Source organism: Parasalinivibrio latis (assembly GCF_036825535.1).
Classification (GTDB): Bacteria; Pseudomonadota; Gammaproteobacteria; order Enterobacterales; family Vibrionaceae; genus Parasalinivibrio; species Parasalinivibrio latis.
Map to the genome: position 1 here is coordinate 1,151,168 of NZ_CP098813.1, position 22,370 is coordinate 1,173,537.

Genomic DNA, 22,370 nt, shown 5'->3' on the forward strand with positions numbered 1-22,370 from the left:
GAAGTAATGTTCTTAACGAAAAAGAGGACCAATATCATGTTTAAGAAAACGATCTTAGCGGTAACTCTATCCAGTATTATGGTAACAACGGTGGTATTTGCACAGGGGGAACCTAAGTCAAACCAATTTTGGTGGCCGGACCAACTTAATTTAAGTGCCCTTCGTGATCATGGTGTCGAATCTAATCCTATGGGTTCAAACTTTGACTACGCAGCAGCATTCAATTCTTTGGATCTGAAACAGGTCAAAAAAGACATCGAAACAGTAATGACTACGTCCCAGGATTGGTGGCCGGCAGATTATGGACATTACGGGCCATTTTTTATCCGGATGGCATGGCACGCAGCCGGGACTTACCGTACCCATGACGGTCGAGGTGGTGCCGGCGGTGGTCAGCAGCGTTTTGACCCTCTTAACAGTTGGCCGGATAACGGGAACCTGGATAAAGCCCGTCGCCTGCTTTGGCCGGTTAAACAAAAGTACGGACAGAGTCTGTCATGGGCGGATCTGATGGCTCTGACGGGCAATGTCGCCCTCGAATCCATGGGTTTTAAAACCTTTGGGTATGCAGGCGGCCGTGAAGATGACTGGGAACCGGATTTTGTTTATTGGGGCCCGGAAACCAAATTCCTGACTGACGAGCGGCGTGATAACAAAGGCAAGCTGAAAGGCCCACTGGCGGCTGTAGAAATGGGGCTGATTTACGTTAATCCCGAAGGACCAGGTGGCAAACCGGATCCTCTCCTTGCTGCTGAAGACATTCGCATGTCATTTGGCAGAATGGCGATGAATGATGAGGAAATCGTTGCCTTGATAGCCGGTGGCCATACCTTTGGTAAGGCCCATGGAGCGCATAAACCTGGCGATTGCCTTGATGCCGAACCGGCTGCTGCTGGTATTGAAGAACAGGGGTTGGGGTGGAAAAACCGCTGTGGTACCGGTTCGGGTTCAGACACAGTAACCAGTGGCCTGGAAGGCGCGTGGACTGTGACACCGACACAATGGACCACCAATTACCTTGATAACCTGTTCAACTTCAACTGGATTAAAACCAAGAGTCCGGCTGGTGCGACGCAATGGGTACCGGATTCAGATGCAGCAGCGCAGTTGGTTCCGGATGCGCAAGATCCCACCAAGCGCCACGCACCCATTATGTTCACTACGGATATCGCGCTGAAAGAAGATCCTGGTTTCAGGGAAATTGCAGAGCGTTTCCGTCAGGACCCAAGTCAATTTGAACTTGCCTTTGCCAAAGCCTGGTTCAAGCTCAACCACCGGGACCTTGGTCCGCGAGCCCGTTATTTAGGCAGTGAAGTACCGGAAGAAATCCTGGTTTGGCAGGACCCGATTCCAGAAGTAGACCATCCGCTGGTATCGGCGGACGATATAAAATCCCTGAAGGCAACCATTCTTGATTCCGGTTTGACAGTACCTGAGCTTGTACGTACTGCCTGGGCATCGGCAGCGAGCTACCGTGGGACAGATATGCGTGGCGGGGCAAACGGTGCCCGTGTAGCGCTGGTTCCACAAAAAGACTGGCAGGTGAACACCCCTGAGGAATTAGCGAAGGTGCTGGACAAGCTCGTTGATATACAGCAAGAGTTCAATAAGCAGTCATCCGGAGCCAAGATTTCACTGGCGGATACCATTGTACTTGGCGGTGCTGCTGCTGTTGAAAAGGCGGCGAAAGAACGAGGGGCTGAAATTGAAGTGCCATTCAAGCCTGGAAGGATGGATGCCTCACAGGATATGACGGACGTCGATTCTTTTGCCGTACTGGAACCCAAAGCAGATGCATTCCGGAACTACTACGGTAAGGGTAACTATAAATCCCCGACGGAAATGCTGGTCGAGCGGGCTGACTTGCTGACACTTACCGTACCGGAGATGACTGCCTTGCTGGGAGGGCTTCGCACGCTGAATGCCAATACCGGCGGATCTGCCCACGGTGTGTTTACGGACAAGCCGGGTACCCTCAGCAATGATTTCTTTGTGAATTTGCTTGATATGTCGACCCGTTGGCAGAAGTCTGAGAAAGCAGAAGGAGTCTATGAGGGCTTCGACCGGGCAAGCGGTGAACTCAGGTGGACAGCCACGCCGGTAGATCTGATTTTTGGTTCCAATGCGGAGCTTCGGGCCATTGCAGAAGTCTATGCATCGGATGATGCCAGCCAGCAATTTATAACTGATTTTGCTGCTGCGTGGGGCAAGGTGATGACCAATGACAGGTTTGATTTGAAGTAGAACAGAGGTTGCCGGGTTTAAGCAGTGTGGTAATGACACCACACTGCTTTTGTATCCGGTGAAAATAAAAATGTAGATTAAGCCATTTGAGATCACGGTTTGAAATGTACATTTCCCGTAGACTGCGCCCGATTTTTCGCTTGAGCGTTTCCGCATGAATATCCACCAGTTACGCAGCATTGTTGAACTCGTCAACAATGACTTCAACGTATCTGCTACTGCAGAAAAACTGTATACCTCCCAACCTGCTGTCAGCAAGCAAATCAAAATGCTGGAAGATGAGTTGTCTGTTTCGTTGTTTGAGCGTTCAGGCAAGAAAATCAAAGGCATGACACCCATAGGTGAAGAGATTGCGTCTGTCGCGCAGGGCGTGATTGCACAGATTGACCAGATAAAGGAAATTGCCGCGTCAGATTACGGCAGCCAATCGGGCACTCTCAATATTGCTACCACCCACACTCAAGCCAGATATAAATTACCGGACGTTATCAGCCGTTTTAATGCCCGTTATCCCCATATCAACATCAATCTGCATCAGGGCGCGCCTGCGCAGATCGCCCAGTTGGTGCAGCAGGGGGATGTAGATTTCGCTATTGCAGCAGAATCAATGCACCTTTTTGAAGACCTTGTCACTTTGCCTTGTTACAGCTGGAACCGCGGAATTGTTGTCCCTGTGGATCATCCCCTGACCCAGAAGCCGATTACTTTCGAGGCACTTGCCCAATACCCGCTTATTACCTATGTATTCGGGTTTACCGGTAACTCCAAAATAGAAAAGGCATTCAAACTAAGCGGTTTCTCGCCGAGAAGTTTGATTACTGCAACTGATACAGATGTTATCAAGCATTATGTACGCCAGGGGCTGGGTGTTGGGGTTATTGCTTCAATGGCATTTGATGAAAATGATGCGGACGATCTGGTTTGCCTGGATGCGTCCCACCTGTTTGAGAGCAGCACTATTCATGTGTGCTTCCGAAAACACAAGTACCTGAAAAATTACATGTATGATTTTATTGAGTTATATTGCCCGCAACTGACCCGGTCAGCGGTGCAGGGGCAGGTTCAGTTGTCACCCACGCTGCTCTGAGTTTTCATCCGGTTCGGTGGGTCCTGTCTCCTGAGTGGAGCCAAGCAGTTCATCCGTCTTGTTTTTTGCTTTGGTTTTTACCGTGTCGTCAATTGCCATGACCACTGCTGCGACGGCTGCAGAAATGATACCGAGATCGTCGGTGTAGCCCAGCAGGGGCGTCAGATCCGGGATGGCATCAATAGGGGAAATCAGGTACGCCAGCGCTCCATAAATTATGCCTTTCTGCTTGGCAGAGAGTTTGTCTGACTGAAGGGCATAATAGAGAGTAAGCACTTTCTCAAGGGTTTCCCTGCCGATGGACTTAGCGTACTTCCGGCATTTGTTCCAGAAACCGGACTCCGTGTATTCTTCTATTTCAAACTCACCTGGCATAGGGTTACTCCTCATTGGTGTTCAATCTCCATCCTACACGCAGACACTCCATTGTTGAATCGGTAGGCAAAAGGTAGAATCCCGCCTCTTGATACAGAGTTAACCTTTCAACCGGACGCTTTCCATGGCCTTTGATTCACTCAACCTTCATCCCCAACTTCTTTCTACCCTGCATGAACTGGGCTACCAGGCTCCTACGCCCATTCAGCAACAGGCGATTCCTGTCGTGTTGGATGGTCATGACGTACTTGCCGGTGCTCAGACGGGTACCGGGAAAACTGCAGCTTTCTCATTACCGGTTATTCAAAAGTTAATGGCATTGGAATCGGTTGAAATTGAAGATGGCCGCCGTAAGGTCCGGGCGTTGGTACTGGTGCCGACCCGTGAGTTGGCAAAACAGGTTCATGACAGTTTCGTCATGTATGGAAAGGGAACTGGCCTGCGCTATGCCATGGCCTATGGAGGCGCATGTATTGCTACCCAGGTAAAGGCGATAAAAGAATCTGATGTGGTTATTGCTACACCGGGCCGTTTACTGGATCACCTTCGGAAGAAAGTACTCAATTTCTCTGCTCTCCAGTATCTGGTTTTTGATGAGGCTGATCGCATGTTGGATATGGGCTTCAAGGATGAAATCAATGATGTTCTCCGCCAAATCCCCAACAAATGCCAGACGTTGTTGTTTTCTGCAACCTTGTCAGACTCTATCCACCGTTTTGCCAAGGGCTTGTTGGATTCACCAAAGCGTATTGAAGTGGCTAAACCCAATACCGCCGCTGCCAAGGTTGAGCAGCGGGTGTATGCGGTCGACGGTGAGAGGAAAGCAAGTCTGGTATGCCACCTTATCAATGCCTGCGATTGGCACCAAGTGCTGATTTTCAGCCGGACCAAGCAGGGGGCGGACAAACTGGCCGACACCATGAACAATGCAGGCATTACGACCAAGGCTTTCCACGGGGATCTTTCACAAAAAGTGCGCGAAACCGTACTGAAAGAATTCAGTGAAGGGGAGGTTCGTGTATTGGTGGCAACTGATGTTGCAGCCCGTGGTCTGGACATTAAAGATCTTGATTATGTCATTAACATGGAATTGCCCCATGTGGCAGAAGACTATGTACACCGTATAGGCCGGACCGGTCGCGCGGGCAAGGATGGCACGGCTGTTACACTGTTCAGTAACGATGATGCCCTCCGTCTGGAAGAGGTTGAAACCTTGTTGGATACACGGTTGGCGCAACAGTGGTATCCGGGTTTCGAGCCTGACTTAACCAAGTTTGAAGAGCCTTCACGCAAAAACAGTCGGTCGGCGGCCAAGCAGCGTGCTAAAAAACGGGCGTTTGGAAAGAAAAAACGCTGAATTGAGTCCATCAGAAGAAGGAAAATGTATGGCTAATATCGTTTACATTGCAACCAGTCTGGACGGCTATATCGCAGACAGGGAAGGTGGTTTGGACTGGCTTATGTCTGTCCCCAACTCAGATAACAGCGATTTTGGTTTTGCCGAATTCATGTCAGGTGTTGATGCTTTGGTAATGGGGCGCAATACCTTTGAGACAGTGGTGGGCTTTGGCCAGTGGCCATATGAGAAACCGGTATTTGTCGTGAGTAACTCACTGGAAAGCATACCAGAAAGCCATATCGGTAAAGCATTCTTGATTAAAGGTGCTCCTGAAGACATTGTCCGGGAGTTGCACGGGAAAGGTTTTTACAATCTCTACATCGACGGCGGCCGCTGTATTCAGGGCTTTATGGCTGAAGGCCTGATCGATGATTTGATTATCAGCACCATCCCGGTTGTCCTGGGTGGCGGTGTTTCTCTTTTCGGGGAGCTTCCGGCTTTGCAGCATTACGATTTGGTCTCATCTGAAGTGCTTGTGAACGCTATTGTTAAGAGTCACTATAAGCGCAATACCAAATAGAGAAGCAAAGGAAAGTGCGATGAAACTTTTTGTGTTTGAACATTGCCCATACTGCATCAAGGCTATGATGGTGGCCGGACTCAAAAAGATGGATGTGGAACTTGTTTACCTGCAAAACCATGATGTTGAAGCCCGGATTGAAAAAGTGGGTGCCAATTTAGTCCCGATCCTGCAAAAGCCTGATGGCAGCTTTATGGCTGAAAGCCTGGATATTGCTGCATACCTTGATGAGTTTGACGGCCACACGGTGCTTGAGCCAGACGCGCAATCCCACAGTATTGCCAGCTGGTATGAAAAAGCGCATCCACTTGCATCAGTACTGCTTTATCCCCGCTGGATGAAAATTGAATTGCCGGAGTTCCAATGTGAAGAAGCCAACGCATGGTTCACCAAAAACAAATCTGCCTCAATTGGGATGAGCTTTGAGGATGCTTTTCTTCGTACGGATCAATTCCTGCCCAAATTGAATGCCTTGTTACCGGAAATTGACTGGCTGGTATTGCCATCTGAGCGAAATAATGTCCTGAACTATGATGATGTGAATTTCTTTCCAACTCTCAGGAACTACACTGTTATCAAGGGGATAAAATTCCCAAGTCTAATTCGCCAGTATATTGATGAAGTGGCGGCCCTTACCGGTATAAAGCTGTACGATGACGTAGCAGTTTGAGCTATTTGACAGTGTTTGATTTTCGGTAGAGACCGGCAACTGCTTTGCCGGTCTTTTTGTATTGGCAGCGCAATTTTTTTGGACGTTGTTTTGTGTCAGTATTGTCAAATATAACAATCACTAAAAAGGCAGATCCCGTCGATGGACTTCCCTGGTTCGCCATCCCTTAAAATCACCGACCTGTCATCGTGGTTCGGGTCTTCCCAAACTTCTCCCCTCACGATTGATATTCCAGCCGGAAAGCACCTGGTATTAAGCGGCCCCTCTGGTTGTGGTAAGTCCAGTTTGCTTAAAGTTATTTGTGGGTTACAGCCATCAAAAAGTGGCAAGTTTTCATGGGGTGGGGAAACGATAACAGAGCGCAAACTCGGCTGGTGGCGACAACAGTTTTGCTATCTGCCCCAACTGCCAGTGATGGGGGGCGAAAGCGTAGAAGATGCGTTGAAACTGCCATGGAAGCTGTTGGCATCCAACTTACCAGTACCGGACGAGAAGCGCTGTGCTTCTGTCCTGAACCTAATGGGGCTGCACCAATCGCTTGATGCAGAGACAGGAAGCCTGTCAGGAGGAGAGAAGCAGCGGTTAGCCGTTGCCCGGGCATTGTTGCTTGAGCGTCCGCTCTGGATGATGGATGAACCAACATCAGCACTGGATGAAAATGGACGGAATTCCTTGCTTGCGTTGCTTCGTGAGCAAGCAGTGACAATAGTTTCTGTGTCCCATGACCCGGTATGGGTTCAATCTGCCGATGAGGTATACAGGATGGAGGTCAACCATGGGTGAGGCTCTGAATATTTCAAACCTGTCCCTTGCCGGGTTTTACCTGCTTTTTTTGATTCCACTGGTGCTTTTTCATCGCTGGCGATTGGGACTGAGTAAACGTTTGGTTTCATCGGTTCTGCGGATGACGGTTCAGTTGTCTGTCGTTGGGCTTTATCTGACTACGTTGTTTACCTTCCAGAATATTTGGCTTAATGGACTCTGGTTGCTGGTTATGGTGCTGGTAGCTTGCAGCAGCATTTGTAAACAAGCCGGTGTAAGCGTCCGGCAATTCGGACCGGCGTTGTTAGCAGGGCAAATCTCGGCACTGATACTGGTATTGCCGGTCATGCTGTTTGGTGTTATCCAGGCAAAACCGTGGTGGCAAGCCCAGTATCTTATTCCAGTAGCCGGGATGCTTTTGGGAAATTGTCTCTCTGCCAATGTGTTGGCCCTTGAACGTTGGTATTCGAGCCTTAAAAAACGAAATGAGGAATATCAGTATTACCTGTCCCTTGGGGCATCACGCCCAACGCAGCCCTTTGTCAGTGAAGCGGTGAAAGCAGCAGTGGGCCCTCAATTGGCGTCTATGACGGCACTTGGTATTGTAAGCCTGCCAGGAATGATGACAGGTCAAATTCTGGGCGGTACAGAGCCTTTGCTGGCAGTGAAGTATCAGTTAGTGATTATGACGGCGATATTTATCTCAGTGACACTTTCTGTAACCTTGGCACTGAGTGTTGCCGGGAAAGTCGCATTTGATTGCTGGGGAAGGCTTAAACCCTAAGTTACTTGATTAGATTGGAATATATTTGCTCCTGGGTATTTTAGGTGTCCAAGCATAAATATATCCCACTCATATGCGCGTTGTTGAATTATGTCGGTGTGTCAGAAGGAAATATTATTTCATTTTCCTGTATCCGAATTTAGATAAGTGATTCTAATACCATCATCCTTACAAAACACTTTCTTACATTATGTTGCGGTTGACTCATGATGGATTAGTTTTTGGCCTGGTTTCTCTAATTGTAACCTCATAAGAGACTAACGTAATGAATCATCTCAAAAATGTAGATTGCTTCCTCCTTTTTATATGTAAATAAATGCTTATTATTTTTCTTATTGAAAATGTAAAAATTTGTTTTTTTAGTGATGCGTGATGCTTGATATTTTCTCGGCGTTCAACGATATTATCAAATATCCAAAAATCACATGTAATACCGATTCAGTGACGTTGGATTAAGTTGTGAGAGCCCACCAGATGATTGCTCTGTGTTTTTTGAATCAGATGATTAAATGTAGTTGATTGCTGTTCGTCATGGATTATGAACCAGATAAAAATACATCTAAATAACCTATGCGTATGTTTTGCTTGTAAATATGAATTAGGTGATAAAGATAGTTTTGATTCGCTGGATTTTAGGTTAAATGAGGGAGAGATACTTTGTCTGGTTAAAAAAGGACTGTCCGGAAGTAGCACAATAAACAACTCACAAATGGGAGGTATTCCGCTTCCTAAATTTGGAGAGCAATTTTGGTTTGCAGGTGAAAGTTGTCCGGATAAAGAAACTCCAATATCCAGTCTTATTCCTTCTTGGTCGATGTCTTTCCTCCCATGGAAAAATGTAGTTGAAAATATGGTATTTGGTTTTAATGGGAGCGAATATAAAGAGAAGTATCTGCTGGCTATGGAATGGCTGGAAAATGTAGGCCTATCAGGGTGTGCATTGCGGTTACCTGCGCAAATTAGCCAAACACAGCGGCTGAGGATTGCTTTGGCTCGGGTGTATATGGAAAAGCCAAAACTCATTGTTGCCGACAACCCGCTATATGGACTGAGTCATTTAGACTGGAAGGTCATGTTGGAAGAATTTCTTAGAATTTGGCACCAAAACCCTGTGCCTATGGTGTATATGACATCAAACATTGATGAGGCAATATTCTTGTCAGACCGCATTTTTTTAATCTCTGAGAAAACGTGTATTGATAACAACCCTATTGATAATCCTATAGCAAGATGCGATAGAAACTGGATTAAAATTATTGAGACAGAGGAATATGAGCAGATATACGATTCGCTAACCAGCTTAAACGACAACAATCTTTAAGGTTTTTAATATTGATTGTAGAGTTGATATTCATTTGTCTTTGTATATTCAATGTAATAAAAAAAGAAAATAATGTCACAATATAACGTTACGAGGCTTAGTGTTATGAGTCTGTACACATAATCTTGTTTTAGAATCCATATTTACAGGTTAATGAAAGCAAGAGCTATTTGAAACACTTAGAGCTGAGTTGAAAGCTGTATTGCTAAGCTAATTAAAAGGACAAGTGTAGTAAGCGTATAAAGCTGTTTGTTAGACAACTTTTTCATGATTTTTGATGCTGCAACTGTCCCTGCCAGTGATCCAAAAACAATTAAACCCGCGGTGGGGAGATCATTGAGTGATTTCGCGTTGAAACTTATTGCAGTAACCATAGACAGGCAGAGTGAAATGACAACGGACGAACCAATTGCTTTTCGAACGTCAACCCCAATAGGGCCGGATAGCAATGGCAACAGTACAACGCCTCCTCCTATCCCAGTGCTGCCCAGCAGAACACCCCCAACAGCGCCGGAACAGATAGAGTTGGTTCGATATTGGCTAGAGGATTTTTTAACTGCGGTTTTTTCTCTTCTTCGCCTATCCCTGGTCAGGGATAAAAGAGCAGCAACCATAACGATGATGATAAGCCATTCAACAGCAGCGTTTATATGAGTGACAAAGGATACGCTGGTGTTCAGTTGGACAATCGCTTGTGAGGTTATCAATGCCAGAGGAATTGCGGACAGCAATAGCCATCTTATGGCAGGCCATTCGACATTCTTATTTGCAACATGGGTAAATGCTGCCTGTGCTTTGACAAGAGTGGCAATGAGGCTGGCAGTCCCAACTGCTACTACCGCTGACATACCAAAACCCACTTGCAGGACAGGGATAAGAAGAACGCCGCCCCCAACGCCGGTAAGAACAAGGAGCGCACCAAAGATTACGCCAAACACGAGTTTGTAGAACAGCAGATCGTCTGAAAAGAAGGCCGCCGCTTCACTAACGAAAACTTCCATGTATCCTCCATTGAAATTCTCTCTGGATTGTAAGGTGTTAGTTTGTATTTGATTTATGTCGGTGGGCATAATTGTTGATAGGCACTGTCAGGCTATAATCGTGGTAATTAGCGTTTTTATTAACCTGGAAAGGAGATACCTGAATTTAATGGCAGAATCAGTTATTTCGAATATCTCCCATTTGGGCTCATTCTCTGATATCGATAAGCAGACCCGGATTTACCGCAGCGGTGATGCGGCTACGGGATTTTTTTATATCCTTGAAGGCATGGTTGGGTTGTACGGATTGAATGAGCAGGGAAAAGAACGCTTGCTGAGAATTTATAAGGAAGGAAATTTTTTTGGTTACAGAAGTCTTTTTACAGGACAAAACTACTATGCATCACCGGTTGCGATGACAGATTGCCGCATCGGCTATTTTTCTATTCGGGATTTGAAGCAATTACGTGATTTAGACGTGACTTTGGCTGATGTCCTGATGCGCTCTGTTTGTGAAGAATTGGGTGAAGCAGAAAACCGCTGGGTAGAGTTAAACAGTCATCCGGTGGGGGTAAGAGTAATGGATGCTATCCTCTTTTTGTTTGCCAATTTCCCGCAGTACAACTGGACATACCGAGAAATAGGAGAGTACAGCGGTAGCGAAACATCGACGGTAATTCGATTTTGTAAGCGCCTCAAAGAACATGGTTTCCTTTGTCCTGAGAGCAGGAAAGTTAAGCCGTTGGATTTTGAAAAATTACGGAATGCGAGAAACCATTACCTTCTGAGCCAGACTCTTCTGATGTCAGAGACACGTTAAACGGAAACTATCCAGTCTAATCGTGCTCGAAAAAGAATCAGTCATAACTGTGGCATCCTATCGCCTCTTTTAGGGAGGTGCGTCGCAACCTGTTGGTTTATATTTAAAACTTCTGAGCTGTGTTTAGCTTTCTTTATCAACCCCGGTAACATGAGTTGTTTGAGTGTTATCTGAACGGCACTGTTATGGGGAAGCAAATCATGAGCGCATCATCTGTCCAGCTTATCGTGAACTGTGATGATATTGGCATCCATCCTGATGCAGATTTTGCAGCGTTTGAACTAATCGATGCCGGGCTGGTTACCTCTCTGGTACTGATGGCACCTGCGCCGAATTTTAGCCAGGTTACTAAACTCGCATTGGAGCGAGATCTTCCGGTTGGTTTACATCTGACACTAACCAACGAGTGGCAGGACAAACTGCCCTGGAGCCCAGTTCTTTCCTCAAACCACGTTCCGTCGTTATACAACCACAAAAGGCTAATGTGGGCGTCTGGCGAGGAAGTCGTTAAACATGCCCGGATTGAAGACGTAGAGAAAGAACTACGGGCACAGATTTTACTGGCTAAAGAAGCGGGGCTAATACTGACGCACATTGATTCGCATATGCTGGTTTTGCTTCAAAGCGATGCGCTTACCGATATTTTCCTCAAATTGGCAAAGGAATTCGATTTACCGTTGGCCTTTCCTAAACACTTAAACTCTGCTTTGTTGCAACGGCCGATAATGTCTGGTTTGCAGAGCCAGGGGTATCGCCTGCCGGACGTTCATTTCATACAGTACAACCCTGATGAGCGTGAGCTGGATGCAGGTGTCGCGGAGATAAACTACAAGAATATGATAGAAGGGATGCAGCCCGGGATTAACTATATGGCACTGCATGTTGCTAAGGCTACAAAGAGCTTATCCGGCTGTATAGGAGATTCAGGGCTTCGGGTCAGTGACTATAATATTTGGGCATCAGACGGGATTCACCAATATTTGCGTGAACATGGTGTAACGCTTGTAAAAGCATCGGTACTTTAAATGGATATTGATTATACCAATGTCGGGATTGTCATCATAAATCCTGTTCGATAGGTTATAACCACATTCGGGTGTTAGTGTTTATCTTTATTGAGCAGGTGATGTTATGACGAGAGAAGCTGGTGAAAAGATCCGCCGTGAGGTGATGGGGGATGAGTTTGTTGATCGTGCCCTGAATAATGTTGATGAGCTGACTGCACCACTTCAGGACTACATTAACGCCCATGCGTGGGGATCTACCTGGCAGCGTGAAGATCTTGACCGGAAAACAAGAAGCCTTGTCACCCTTGCCATGCTGACCGCCCAAAAAGCGACAACAGAAATAAAAGGTCATACGCGGGGGGCATTGAGAAATGGTGCAACAAAACAGGAAATAGCGGCGGTGTTTTTACATGCAGCGCCGTATTGTGGTGCACCGACTGCCCAGGAAGCGTTTCGGGCTGCTAAGGAAGTGCTGGACGCTTGGGAGGACTGACCTACTTCCCTATATGAAAACCGGGAGCTGTGCTCCCGGCCTACGATTGAGTTACGTTGTCACGTTGGCCTAGAGTTGGCTCAACGTCTCGCCCGTTTTTTTCCCTTTCTTCACCTTTGCCGCTTTTTTCAGGAGAGACAGCAATTGGCTGTTGTTCCACTCGGCGCTGCCGGTACTGTACCTGGATGCCATCATCGCATTGACTTCCGATTCAATAGCCTGACAGAGGTCATCGGGCAGATGTGCCTTATCCCAATTGCGGTACTGGGCGGCTACACGTACTGCATCATTGGCGACAACGGCTGCTTCCATAGCCAGAAGGGCACCGGCTGAACCATCAACATACCCACTTTGTGAAGAGGTTGCTGCGGCTGGGGCTACTTTGGGTTTGCGGACATACATTACCAGCGTACCCAGCCACAATAAGGCAAATGCACCGGTTGCCCACGGCCAATATCCGGCATTAACGACTTTTACAGTCTGTGCTGAACCCGGCGCTTCATTAGGTTGCACCAACGTTTGTTGCGGCATCAGAGGCTGAGAAGCCGCTGAATTTTCCCCTGGTTTAATATCAAGTGTCAGCCCATTGATGCTGGTGGTTTGCTGCTTGCCTGTCTTGGTGTTAAACCAGCTTATGGACATAGCCGGCAAGACAACCGTGCCTTCTTCCCTTGGAATGATTACCTGTTTGACGGTCATTACAGTGTAGTCACCGTCTTCACTGTATTCAGGTTTGTCAGAATAAACTCGAACAGTGGCTGGATAGTCCAATGACAGGTTGGGCATCGCACTCTGGGCAATGTTTTTGATTTTCAGGGTGATAATTCGGTTTATCGGTTCGCCGACTTTTGCAGACAGTTTCTGGCTAAGCGTTGCTGGCTCCCATTTTTGTTCAAGTTGCAGGTTCGGTGTAGGCAGCCATAGCCCGGTATAACTGGCAGGTTTGTCTTTAACGCTGAGTGTCAGGGTCTTTGCCTGACGGCTAACCGGAACACCCAGCGAAGGCCCCCACCCATTCCCTTTTACCTGGGTGCCGGTAAATACTGCTCCGTTCAGCGTTAACTCACCGGCTTTCGTCGGGGTAATCTGGTATTCACGGCTGACCACAATATAGCGGCGTCCATTAAGGACAGTTTCAGCCTGGACATCATCTCCAACCTGGGCGACTTCCAGTCCATTGCCATAAGGTGCCCGTAGGGTAGGGGACTCGATACGTGTGCCAATCAGCAACTGTACACGGTAATTAAACGTTTCGCCGATATATCCAGATTGACGGTCCAGTTTTGCTTTTACCTCAACGGCCTGGTTATCAGCCTGGTTCCCGCGTTGGCTGGACTTCAATACCTTAATGGTGATTGGGGCGGTCCTCATGCCATCCACATCAAAACTTGGGATGGTGAATGTTCCAATTTGTTTGGCTGCAAGCGCTACCCGCCACTCTGTACTGCGCGTCATGCTGCCATTGATGATGGACGTGCTGCTGCTGACATTTGGTCGCCCATAATTAAAATCCTTGCCCAGAGGGGAAAGATCCAGCGCATCGTTATCAACGCTTTCATCAACCGATATTGTCAGCTGGAACGGGTCGTTAACACCGACCACATTTTTTGATACCGTCGCTATAGCCTCGGCGGCGAGCGCCAGTCCGGGTAAGGAAGCAATAGCTGCAACTGCTACCAACAATATTGCTCTGGCTTGTTTTGATAGTGTAATCAGTGAAAATCTCTGATGTTTCATTCTTCTGTTACCATGAGTTTTCTGTAGGTTCCGGCATCTCTTTCTGCCGGGCCTGAAGAAGTAGCTGGGCACGGATCAGTCCGGCTGTGTCATCAGGAACCTGTTCCAGCTTTTTAAGTACCGGGTTGCTGGCTGTCAGTGCATCCTTGTCTTCGCTGGGTTGGACTGAGGGTGTCGATGGAACCTGTTCGCCGTCTTTCCTGCTTTTGCCTTTTGATTCATCACCAGCTTGCAGACTCTTTGCCTGATCTTTACTGGTATTCTGGTTCTGATCTTGCTCTGCTTGCTTTCCTGCTTTTCCGGCAGACTGATTTTCCGTGTCTTTACCCTTTTGGTTTTCGCCTGAGGGTTGGGGTTGTTGGTTGTCAGGGCTATCGTTACCTGGCTTATCGCCTGTTTTGCCAGCCTGGCTATTCTGGCTTTGCTGATCCTGCTGGTTTTTATCCCCAGCGTTTTGCTGGTCTCCCGGCTGTTTATCCTGACCTTGCTGCCCGTCACTTTGCTTGCCGGATTGCTTATCGCCGGCATTCTGGTCTTGGCCCTTTTGTTGCTCGCTGTTTGTGCCGTTGCTTCCTTTCTGATCCTTGTTTTTATTATCTTGCTGTTGCTGTTGCTGTTGCTGTTGCTGTTGCTGTTGCTGTTGCTCCAGTGCTTTTTTCACAACATCCAGGTTCTTTTTGGCATCCGCGTTGTTTGGATCTTGCGCGAGCAGTTCCTCGTAGGTTCTTGCAGCGGCTTCCAGATCGCCTGCCTGGGCATATGCGTTACCGAGGTTGTATCGCGAAACAGGGTCTGTCTGTGTTGTCAGCGTATCAATAGCCCCTTTGAAATTGCCGGCTTTGTACTGGGCAATACCTTTCCAGGACGGGGATTCAAAGGCGTCTGCTGCTTGTTCAAACTCACCGGCCTGGAAGTGCTGGTACGCCTGTTGGTCACCTGTTTTGAAAGCAGCTGCTGACGCGGGGTGAACTGGCATCAATACAAACATGGCAGCAATGACGACACCCCTGCGGAAGCCCAGCATAGCCAGCACCATAACCGGGATAAGGAACCAGAAGCCGTCATTAATCCGTTCTTCAATGGCCTTACTCTTGCCTTTGGCTGCACCGTCCATCGGTTTTGCCGTGAAGGAAACGATGTTGTTCACATCGCGGTCCGTAGGTTGCCATAGTTGCAGGATGCCCCCTGTTTCACGGGTGATTGGAGACAGGGTGTCAAGGTCTACTTTGGCAATAACAGGTTTGCCGTTTTGCTCGAGTAGACTGCCGTCAGGCAACTGAATCGGCGCACCTTGCTGCGTTCCTACTGCAAGGATAGATACTCGGAAATGGGTACCTTTAAGTTCTTCTTGGGTGGCTTTGGATTCACTGGCACTCATGCCATCCGTCACCAGAATGATGTCCCCATCGGCATACCCGGCTTGCTTGAGCAGATCGATAGCCTGCTTAACGCCCGCAGCAGGGTTGCTGCCGGGAATCGGCATGATCGCAGGGGATAGATTAGGGATCAGGCTTTTGAGTGTGGCTGAATCTTCAGTAAGTGGGCTGACGATGTACCCGTCACCGGCATAGGCCACCAGTCCTGTGCTGCCTTCCTTCCAGCCCGGGAGCATATCAAGTGCTTTAAAACGCGCCTGCGTAAGCCGGTTGGGGGCGATGTCGGTAGCATACATGGAACGTGACATATCCATAACCAGTACCCGTGCACCTGACAGGTTTACAGCCGGCATCTCATTTTTTTGCCAGCTTGGGCCGGCAAGAGCCAGTACAGATAACATCCAACCGGTTGCAAGGGCGGCTACGGGCCATTTTTTGTGTTTACTGCCTGTTGCCTTACCATCAGCAAGCAACCTTGCCAGGTGCGGGGCGATAAGCCCTGATTTCTGGGTTTTGCCTTTAACCCAAGGGAGGAGCAGGGCCAGCGGCAGCGCCGCCAGCAACCACTCTGGATGCATAAAGGTAAAATCAGCCATGACGCCTCCTCAAAACGACGATGACGACAGAAAGTGCCAATGCGGCAGCGAGGGGGAAGCGGAAAAGCTCATCCCTTGGACGCCATGTTTGCGTGGCATTGGAAACTGGTTCCAGCTGGTCAATGATCTGATAGATTTTTTCCAGCTCTTGCGGGTCTCTGGCCCTGAAATATTCCCCGCCTGTCAACTTGGCAATCTGGGTCAGTGCACGCTCATCCAGATCTTGTGACGGATTAACCTTGCGGCTGCCAAACAGGGTGGGCTGGTACATTTCATCCGCGCCTACGCCAATGGTGTAGATGGTGACACCGTTTTCCTTTGCAAGTTTCGCAGCTTCCATCGGGTCAATAACCCCGGCGGTATTGGCGCCGTCACTGAGCAGGATAATCACCCTCTGGGGGGCTTTACTGTCTATAAAGGTCTTGGTTGCTACACCCAGCCCTTCGCCTATAGCCGTGCGTTCTCCGATAAGACCAAGCACTGCCCGGTCAAGTTGCTGGGCAACGGTGTTCCTGTCCAGAGTCAGCGGTGTTTGCAGGTAACCGTGGTCTGCAAACAGGACGAGGCCAAGGCGGTCTCCCTGGCGCTTCTTAATAAAGTCAGTGAGTACATGCTTCACCGCTGTCAAACGGTCTGTGGAGTTACCGCTTGGCGTAACCATATCCTCTATTGCCATTGAGCCAGACAGATCGACAGCCAGCATCATGTCACGATGCTCTGGTTGGATTTGTATTGGGTCGCCATACCAAACCGGGCGAGCTATTGCTGTAACCAGTGAGATCCAGAGCAGTACCATCAGCACTTGGCGAAGTCGGCTGCCGGTCTGTTTTTGACCGAGACCTTCCGGCAAGCGGGGCAGGTGGATTGCTGCTGGCCGTGGCACAGGTTTAACGAATTTGTAAACCAGCCAGGGGAGGGGTAACAGGGCAATTGCCCACCACCAGGTAAACTCAAACATGGTTTGCCTCCCTGAGAGCCTGTTTTTTAGGAGGCAATGCGTGTTTCAGCCAGTCCCCGGCAAGGGATTTACAAACTGCCAGTTCTGATTCGTTCAGTCCTTCCTTTGAGAAGGTACCTTTTTGCCAGAGGGACGCACTGGCAACAAAGCCTTTTTGACTGGCTGGAAGCCCGGTGTCAAGAAATGCCAGCCAGCCATTTCCGGTGAGACCGGCGACAGTTTCCCTGTTGAAATAGCTCAGGGCCGCTCGTTTCAGCAACTCATTGACTGCTGCCAATGTTTCAAGAGATGCCAGCTGTGATAAAGCTTCATTTCTTGCCCGTCGCTTGTGCTGGAAGGCGCGGATCATGACAGTGGCTACCACCAGTATGGAGAGCACTGCAGCGATAACTGCCCACCATCCCCAGGCCAGCGGCCAAATGCCGGGAGCGGCTTGCAAGTGAATGTCTGCAAGAGGAAGAGACATTGACGTTGGATTCGTCATGGTAACTACATGGCCTTATTTGTGTTCTTACCAAGTTGTTGCAGCAGCGGTATAGCCGCTGACACCGAATGCAATGGAACAGCGAGTGATCTTGCCATCTCAGCTATAAATGCTTGATGGTGGAGGTACTGTTGTTCCAGGCTGTTGCGGGTTTTACGCGCAGAAAAGTCCAACCAGGCAGTTTGATGATCATCTGCTACCAGTTCATGCCCACGGAAATCCGTCTGACCTTGCTCAAGGGGGTCAGATATCTGCACAAACTGAATCCGGTTATGCTGACGAAGCTGACTGAACCTGCGTTTGTCAGCGGCAGAAAGCGAATAAAAGTCACTGATTATTACAATCTCACTGCCTTTCGGGCACAGGTGATGAAGATGGCGCAATGCATCCTGCCAGCCTTCCGTTGAAGCCTGGATCGTCTCTGTAACCAGCATTTCGTCATGGGCTTCCATCAGCGCATGGATAATACGCAATGGCCCTTGCTGGCGAGCAGTTGGTTTGCATTCACGGAGTCGGATGCCGTTGTATATCACTGCGCCTATGCGATCCTGCTGGCTGACAGCGAGCCAGCTTAAAAGGCTGGCAAAGTGCGCGGCCTGAACCGACTTGAGCATCAACTGGGAGCCAAACTTCATGCTTGTGCTGAGGTCAATGAGCAACATAACCGGTTGCTCACGCTCTTCGGTAAACAGCTTGGTGTGGGTTTTACCGGTACGCGCTGTCACGCGCCAGTCGATGGCACGAATGTCATCTCCCGGTTGGTAAGGGCGCACTTCAGAAAAGTTCATGCCGCGACCTTTCTGGCGGCTGCCATGCTGGCCGCTTAGCTGCGACCAGATACTCAGTGCCGGAGGCAACCACCGGACGGCCTGCTTCCGGTAGTGGAGCAATTCCGCCAGACACACATTAACGCCATCACTGTGTGGAGGCAGGGCAGCGGCGGTGTCTGTCAGGCTCATACACTGGCAACCTGCTCAATCAGGTGTCTCACCACACTGTCAGCTGCGATTCCCTCAGCCTGTGCTTCATAGCTGAGAAGCAGGCGGTGGCGAAGAACCGGGAAAGCCATGGATTGGACATCTTCCGGCGTGACGAAATCCCGGCCAGCGAGCCATGCATGGGCTCGGGCACAGCGGTCGAGGGCCAGTGTAGCACGCGGACTGACACCCATTTGCAGCCAGGCAGCCAGTTTGTCGCTGTAGCGGTTTGGCTCACGGGTTGCCATGATCAGCCGGATAATATAGCGCTCCACATCCTCTGCCATGTGGATACCCAGCACGGCTTTGCGTGCCTCGAAAATGCTTTCCTGGGTAATTTGTACTGGTTGTGCTTTTTCGATGCCCAGGGCTTCGCCGCGGTTGAGGCGCAGGATTTCGAGCTCACTGCTTTCGTCAGGGTAATCTACATTGAGCTGGAGCAGGAAACGGTCGAGCTGCGCTTCCGGCAGCGGGTATGTACCTTCCTGTTCGATAGGGTTTTGCGTTGCCATCACCAGAAACAGTTCTGGCAGGGAATAGGTTTTTCGTCCGGCTGTTATCTGTTTTTCAGCCATCGCTTCCAGCATGGCGGCCTGTACTTTGGCCGGGGCTCGGTTTATTTCATCAGCAAGAAGCAGCGAATTGAAAATTGGCCCTGGCTGGAAGGTGAACTCACCGGTTTCAGGGCGGAATATGTCAGTACCTGTCAGGTCGGCAGGCAGCAGGTCCGGGGTGAACTGAATACGGTGGAAGTCCCCTTCAATGCAGTCAGAAAGCATTTTGACTGCACGGGTTTTTGCCAGGCCTGGAGGTCCCTGAACCAAAATGTGGCCGTCTGCCAGCAAGGCGATCAGCAGTTGTTTGACGAGGTTTGGCTGGCCAATTACCTGGCTTTGCAGGTAGGCATTAAGGCGTTGAAAGGTATCCGCTAACATAACTGAGTTTGTCCTTGGTACATCAAAAACAAAGTGGAAATAACAAAGTTAAAGACCTCAACTCTGAGAGAAGGTTCACAGTTGAGACGCCATTTGCTCATTTATTGATTAAATGGTGATTAATGCTTTGGCTTTCAAGGTTAATCAGCAAAGCTTTTTCTTATAACAGGCTGTTCTGTGGCTAAAAAAGAAAGCGGGTGGACAATGCGCTGCCCGGAAAACGAGGTTTGACATGGGATGCGCACTTGTTGAACAGAACAGAATGGTCTGGTTCCGTTCAATATGAATACCCGGATGGAAAGGATATACCTTTCGTCAACGAATCATGTTTAGTGATTTGGCTGCAATGTTTGTGACATCACCTCATATATTTTTTAAGTCTGGTAACCGCTGATAAGAACCCGAAGCTCTGCAAACGGCATCACTGACATCGGAAGTTTTCCTCCAGTACCGTGCAGGCGACCTAATCACTCATTCATTGAACCAGTTGTAACTAAACGCTCTTCTTTCAAGGTTAACGGGATTCCCTCAAAAGATAATTAGCTGTTTTTATGGGGATAAATTGATTGTTTGAAGTGCATGTATAGAGAGATATCGAATGGTTTTCGGGCGCTTGAAGTGTCATGAGATAAATAGGTGTATATGTCATATCAGAATGGACCAGCATATCGCCTTAACCGGTTGATGTGGTTTGTTTCGTCGTTCGACGAGAATTCGAGTGTTTCTTGCATTTGGATATCGTTTTTTAACGTTTTTCTTTAAGTCGGTTCTTTAATATGGGTGTTGTTAAATTGATGTGAACGGATTTGAGGGGTAGCTCAATACGAGCGGCGTAGAGGACGACGAGAGTTGGGAGTTGTAACAATGAAAGTGGACAATATTTTGCCGCAATTCGAATTGGATACACTTTATCCAAATGGAAAAATTGGATTAATTGCGCTGGCGACTGATATCAACATCGAGAATAACTTAAGTAGCCTTCTTCCGAACAACATCGGTCTCTTTACCACCAGGATTCAAAATACAAACCCCCTGACCATGGAAAACTTACGCAAAATGGAGGGAGGCTTTGAAAGCACACTGGCCACCATATTGCCCGGAAGCGAACTGGATTTAGTCATTTTTGGTTGTACGTCCGGTACGATAGCACTGGGAGAAGAACTGATTGAAAAAAAGATTGGTGAGGTTCGTTCTGACTCATTTGTTACCAATCCCGTAAAAGCGGCAATTGCAGCATTTGAGCATTTTGGTGCCAAGAAAGTCTCAATTCTCACTCCTTATACAGATGAAATAAATCAGAATGTCGCTGAGTACTTTTCTTCAATGGGATATGAAGTGCTCAATATCGTGGGCTTCGGATTCACCGATGATACCCTGATGACGTCCATTAGCACCAATGACATAAAAGAAGCTGCCGTATTAACCTGCCACCCTGATGCAGATCTTTTATTTATATCCTGTACTGCATTGAGGGCATCGGTCGTCGTAGAGGTTTTGGAGCATCAGCTGGAGCGTCCAGTTGTAACCAGTAATCAGGCACTTGTATGGCACAGTTTAAGCCTGCTGAAAAGTAAAGAAGCGCCTTTGGGTTGCGGATGCCTGTTTTCATCCATTCATTCTTATTCCGAGCCAGCAGTATGCCCATGATTCCTTTATCCAATGATCTTGTTACAAATATGGTGCAGTGGCGCCATCATCTACACCGTTTCCCAGAGTGTGGCTTTGACATACCACTCACCAGTGACTTTATAGCAAATGAGCTTGAAAGTGTTGGCATTAAAGTCATTCGGGGTATCGGTAAAACAGGAATGGTCGGGGTACTTTCACGAGGACAATCTTCGCGCAGTATTGGATTCAGAGCCGATATGGATGCGCTTCACATCAATGAAATGAATAACTTTGAGTATTGTTCGGTGCACTCAGGGAAGATGCATGCCTGCGGGCATGACGGACACTCTGCCATGCTATTGGGGGCCGCACATTACATTGCTCAAAACCTGACTTTTGATGGCACTGTCTATTTCATTTTTCAACCTGATGAGGAGCATGGTGAAGGGGCAAAGGCCATGATTGACGATGGCTTATTCGAGCGCTTTTCAATTGATGAGGTTTACGCCATCCATAATTTGCCGGGACTTGCAACGGGAAAAGCGATAACGCGAGCTGGCCCCATAATGGCAAGTGAAAGCAGCTTCGAGATTGTACTTAACGGTAGTGGGGGACACGCTGCGCTGCCACATAAAGGAACTGATCCGCTGGTGGTAGGAGCGCAAATTGTTGGAGCTCTGCAAAACATCGTCTCGCGCAGTTTAAGTGCAATCGAGCAAACTGCAGTTATTTCAGTTACCGAGTTTATTACCAACGGTACTGTGAATGTCATTCCTTCTGAAGTTATTTTGAAAGGAGATTGTCGCTGTTTCGGTGACGATACGTTATCTGCTATTCAACACCGTATGGAAAAAATCGTTAAAGGTCTGTGCGACGCAGGAGAGATCTCTGTTGAGTTCGAATTTAACAATACGTTTCATTCTACCATCAATACTGCAGAACAAACCGGCTATGCTATATCAGCGTTAGAGAAAGTATTGGGAATCTCGAATGTTGAATCGGATTGTTTGCCTCTTACTATTTCAGAAGACTTTTCAAGCATGCTAAGAGAAAAGCCGGGTTGCTATATGTTACTTGGGAATGGAACTGACTCTATAGGAGGATGTGCTCTTCATAATCCTAATTATGATTTCAATGACGAAATATTACGTCTTGGCGCATCATATTATATTCAGTTGGTTATTGATAGATTTAAATAAGTAAAACTTAACAAGTGTAAGGGATTTAAAGGTCGAAT

The 22,370-nt window shown here is 48.1% G+C and carries 21 protein-coding genes; 13 read left to right on the forward strand and 8 right to left on the reverse strand.

Features of this window, described 5'->3' with window-relative positions:
* The first annotated feature begins 36 nt into the window (after positions 1-36).
* The gene (katG, locus tag NF212_RS22250; RefSeq protein WP_434361116.1) at positions 37-2,244 is read left to right on the forward strand and encodes a catalase/peroxidase HPI; all 2,208 of its coding nucleotides are present in this window, start codon (positions 37-39) and stop codon (positions 2,242-2,244) included.
* Positions 2,245-2,398: 154 nt separating this feature from the next.
* On the forward strand, positions 2,399-3,331 hold the full coding sequence (gene cysB / locus NF212_RS22255) for an HTH-type transcriptional regulator CysB (protein WP_434361117.1): 933 nt from the start codon (positions 2,399-2,401) through the stop codon (positions 3,329-3,331).
* Here the strand turns inward: cysB and NF212_RS22260 are convergent.
* The gene (locus NF212_RS22260; protein WP_434361118.1) at positions 3,314-3,706 is read right to left on the reverse strand and encodes a YkvA family protein; all 393 of its coding nucleotides are present in this window, start codon (positions 3,704-3,706) and stop codon (positions 3,314-3,316) included. The genes cysB and NF212_RS22260 overlap by 18 nt on opposite strands.
* A 124-nt stretch (positions 3,707-3,830) precedes the next feature.
* Here NF212_RS22260 and NF212_RS22265 point away from each other — a divergent pair, with 124 nt between their 5' ends.
* The 6 genes from NF212_RS22265 to NF212_RS22290 all read left to right on the forward strand — a co-directional run bounded on the left by NF212_RS22265 (position 3,831) and on the right by NF212_RS22290 (position 9,162).
* Positions 3,831-5,063 (forward strand): DEAD/DEAH box helicase, encoded by a 1,233-nt coding sequence (locus NF212_RS22265; RefSeq protein ID WP_434361119.1) that lies wholly within the window; start codon positions 3,831-3,833, stop codon positions 5,061-5,063.
* A 28-nt stretch (positions 5,064-5,091) separates the two neighbouring features.
* A complete protein-coding gene (locus NF212_RS22270; protein WP_434361120.1) occupies positions 5,092-5,625 on the forward strand; it encodes a dihydrofolate reductase family protein in 534 nt (177 codons plus the stop codon).
* A gap of 19 nt (positions 5,626-5,644) precedes the next feature.
* Entirely contained in the window at positions 5,645-6,295 is a 651-nt protein-coding gene (grxB, locus tag NF212_RS22275) for a glutaredoxin 2 (RefSeq protein ID WP_434361121.1), read from the forward strand.
* Between the two features lie 141 nt (positions 6,296-6,436).
* Positions 6,437-7,078, forward strand: coding sequence for an ABC transporter ATP-binding protein (locus tag NF212_RS22280; RefSeq protein WP_434361122.1), 642 nt, complete (start codon positions 6,437-6,439; stop codon positions 7,076-7,078).
* Positions 7,071-7,841 (forward strand): ABC transporter permease, encoded by a 771-nt coding sequence (locus NF212_RS22285; RefSeq protein WP_434361123.1) that lies wholly within the window; start codon positions 7,071-7,073, stop codon positions 7,839-7,841. Before NF212_RS22280 ends, NF212_RS22285 begins: the two co-directional genes overlap by 8 nt.
* Positions 7,842-8,379: 538 nt before the next feature.
* Entirely contained in the window at positions 8,380-9,162 is a 783-nt protein-coding gene (locus NF212_RS22290) for an ATP-binding cassette domain-containing protein (protein WP_434361124.1), read from the forward strand.
* A gap of 179 nt (positions 9,163-9,341) precedes the next feature.
* Here NF212_RS22290 and NF212_RS22295 read toward each other — a convergent pair whose 3' ends face one another.
* The gene (locus NF212_RS22295) at positions 9,342-10,163 is read right to left on the reverse strand and encodes a sulfite exporter TauE/SafE family protein (protein WP_434361125.1); all 822 of its coding nucleotides are present in this window, start codon (positions 10,161-10,163) and stop codon (positions 9,342-9,344) included.
* Positions 10,164-10,311: 148 nt separating this feature from the next.
* Between NF212_RS22295 and NF212_RS22300 the strand changes: the two genes are divergently transcribed.
* From NF212_RS22300 to NF212_RS22310, 3 genes are all read left to right on the forward strand, one after another.
* On the forward strand, positions 10,312-10,962 hold the full coding sequence (locus tag NF212_RS22300; protein WP_434361126.1) for a Crp/Fnr family transcriptional regulator: 651 nt from the start codon (positions 10,312-10,314) through the stop codon (positions 10,960-10,962).
* Between the two features lie 200 nt (positions 10,963-11,162).
* Complete coding sequence (locus NF212_RS22305; protein ID WP_434361127.1) at positions 11,163-11,987, forward strand: ChbG/HpnK family deacetylase; 825 nt, start codon at positions 11,163-11,165, stop codon at positions 11,985-11,987.
* 106 nt (positions 11,988-12,093) lie between these two features.
* Entirely contained in the window at positions 12,094-12,462 is a 369-nt protein-coding gene (locus NF212_RS22310) for a carboxymuconolactone decarboxylase family protein (protein ID WP_434361128.1), read from the forward strand.
* A 69-nt stretch (positions 12,463-12,531) separates the two neighbouring features.
* On the opposite strand, the gene NF212_RS22315 is transcribed toward NF212_RS22310, so the two are convergent.
* From NF212_RS22315 to NF212_RS22340, 6 genes are read right to left on the reverse strand one after another with little or no spacing between them, the layout of a single operon-like run.
* Positions 12,532-14,199 carry a BatD family protein gene (locus NF212_RS22315; RefSeq protein WP_434361129.1) on the reverse strand — a complete coding sequence of 556 codons (1,668 nt, stop codon included), beginning with the start codon at positions 14,197-14,199 and terminating at the stop codon, positions 12,532-12,534.
* A 7-nt stretch (positions 14,200-14,206) separates the two neighbouring features.
* Entirely contained in the window at positions 14,207-16,171 is a 1,965-nt protein-coding gene (locus NF212_RS22320; protein WP_434361130.1) for a VWA domain-containing protein, read from the reverse strand.
* Complete coding sequence (locus tag NF212_RS22325) at positions 16,164-17,129, reverse strand: vWA domain-containing protein (protein WP_434361131.1); 966 nt, start codon at positions 17,127-17,129, stop codon at positions 16,164-16,166. Before NF212_RS22325 ends, NF212_RS22320 begins: the two co-directional genes overlap by 8 nt.
* Positions 17,122-17,613, reverse strand: a complete 492-nt coding sequence (locus tag NF212_RS22330) for a DUF4381 domain-containing protein (RefSeq protein ID WP_434361132.1) — start codon at positions 17,611-17,613, stop codon at positions 17,122-17,124. The genes NF212_RS22325 and NF212_RS22330 overlap by 8 nt, the downstream gene beginning before the upstream one ends.
* A gap of 5 nt (positions 17,614-17,618) precedes the next feature.
* Positions 17,619-18,572: a DUF58 domain-containing protein gene (locus NF212_RS22335; protein WP_434361133.1), complete on the reverse strand. Its 954-nt coding sequence runs from the start codon at positions 18,570-18,572 to the stop codon at positions 17,619-17,621.
* On the reverse strand, positions 18,569-19,525 hold the full coding sequence (locus NF212_RS22340) for an AAA family ATPase (protein WP_434361134.1): 957 nt from the start codon (positions 19,523-19,525) through the stop codon (positions 18,569-18,571). The genes NF212_RS22335 and NF212_RS22340 overlap by 4 nt, the downstream gene beginning before the upstream one ends.
* 864 nt (positions 19,526-20,389) lie before the next feature.
* On the opposite strand from NF212_RS22340, the gene NF212_RS22345 reads away from it, so the two are divergent.
* Together NF212_RS22345 and NF212_RS22350 are read left to right on the forward strand one after the other, a co-directional pair.
* Positions 20,390-21,172, forward strand: coding sequence for a maleate cis-trans isomerase family protein (locus NF212_RS22345; RefSeq protein ID WP_434361135.1), 783 nt, complete (start codon positions 20,390-20,392; stop codon positions 21,170-21,172).
* The gene (locus tag NF212_RS22350; protein ID WP_434361136.1) at positions 21,169-22,332 is read left to right on the forward strand and encodes a M20 aminoacylase family protein; all 1,164 of its coding nucleotides are present in this window, start codon (positions 21,169-21,171) and stop codon (positions 22,330-22,332) included. Before NF212_RS22345 ends, NF212_RS22350 begins: the two co-directional genes overlap by 4 nt.
* Positions 22,333-22,370 lie beyond the last annotated feature (38 nt).

What these genes read in the sequence shown, in the direction of transcription:
- NF212_RS22290 (WP_434361124.1), top strand. Translation starts at nt 8,380, where the DNA reads ATGAACCAGATAAAAATACATCTAAATAACCTATGCGTATGTTTTGCT.
- grxB (WP_434361121.1), top strand. Translation starts at nt 5,645, where the DNA reads ATGAAACTTTTTGTGTTTGAACATTGCCCATACTGCATCAAGGCTATG.
- NF212_RS22335 (WP_434361133.1), bottom strand. Translation starts at nt 18,572, where the DNA reads ATGAGCCTGACAGACACCGCCGCTGCCCTGCCTCCACACAGTGATGGC.
- NF212_RS22280 (WP_434361122.1), top strand. Translation starts at nt 6,437, where the DNA reads ATGGACTTCCCTGGTTCGCCATCCCTTAAAATCACCGACCTGTCATCG.
- NF212_RS22295 (WP_434361125.1), bottom strand. Translation starts at nt 10,163, where the DNA reads ATGGAAGTTTTCGTTAGTGAAGCGGCGGCCTTCTTTTCAGACGATCTG.
- NF212_RS22265 (WP_434361119.1), top strand. Translation starts at nt 3,831, where the DNA reads ATGGCCTTTGATTCACTCAACCTTCATCCCCAACTTCTTTCTACCCTG.
- cysB (WP_434361117.1), top strand. Translation starts at nt 2,399, where the DNA reads ATGAATATCCACCAGTTACGCAGCATTGTTGAACTCGTCAACAATGAC.
- NF212_RS22315 (WP_434361129.1), bottom strand. Translation starts at nt 14,199, where the DNA reads ATGAAACATCAGAGATTTTCACTGATTACACTATCAAAACAAGCCAGA.
- NF212_RS22310 (WP_434361128.1), top strand. Translation starts at nt 12,094, where the DNA reads ATGACGAGAGAAGCTGGTGAAAAGATCCGCCGTGAGGTGATGGGGGAT.
- NF212_RS22285 (WP_434361123.1), top strand. Translation starts at nt 7,071, where the DNA reads ATGGGTGAGGCTCTGAATATTTCAAACCTGTCCCTTGCCGGGTTTTAC.
- NF212_RS22330 (WP_434361132.1), bottom strand. Translation starts at nt 17,613, where the DNA reads ATGACGAATCCAACGTCAATGTCTCTTCCTCTTGCAGACATTCACTTG.
- NF212_RS22340 (WP_434361134.1), bottom strand. Translation starts at nt 19,525, where the DNA reads ATGTTAGCGGATACCTTTCAACGCCTTAATGCCTACCTGCAAAGCCAG.
- NF212_RS22270 (WP_434361120.1), top strand. Translation starts at nt 5,092, where the DNA reads ATGGCTAATATCGTTTACATTGCAACCAGTCTGGACGGCTATATCGCA.
- NF212_RS22300 (WP_434361126.1), top strand. Translation starts at nt 10,312, where the DNA reads ATGGCAGAATCAGTTATTTCGAATATCTCCCATTTGGGCTCATTCTCT.
- NF212_RS22345 (WP_434361135.1), top strand. Translation starts at nt 20,390, where the DNA reads ATGAAAGTGGACAATATTTTGCCGCAATTCGAATTGGATACACTTTAT.
- katG (WP_434361116.1), top strand. Translation starts at nt 37, where the DNA reads ATGTTTAAGAAAACGATCTTAGCGGTAACTCTATCCAGTATTATGGTA.
- NF212_RS22260 (WP_434361118.1), bottom strand. Translation starts at nt 3,706, where the DNA reads ATGCCAGGTGAGTTTGAAATAGAAGAATACACGGAGTCCGGTTTCTGG.
- NF212_RS22320 (WP_434361130.1), bottom strand. Translation starts at nt 16,171, where the DNA reads ATGGCTGATTTTACCTTTATGCATCCAGAGTGGTTGCTGGCGGCGCTG.
- NF212_RS22305 (WP_434361127.1), top strand. Translation starts at nt 11,163, where the DNA reads ATGAGCGCATCATCTGTCCAGCTTATCGTGAACTGTGATGATATTGGC.
- NF212_RS22350 (WP_434361136.1), top strand. Translation starts at nt 21,169, where the DNA reads ATGATTCCTTTATCCAATGATCTTGTTACAAATATGGTGCAGTGGCGC.
- NF212_RS22325 (WP_434361131.1), bottom strand. Translation starts at nt 17,129, where the DNA reads ATGTTTGAGTTTACCTGGTGGTGGGCAATTGCCCTGTTACCCCTCCCC.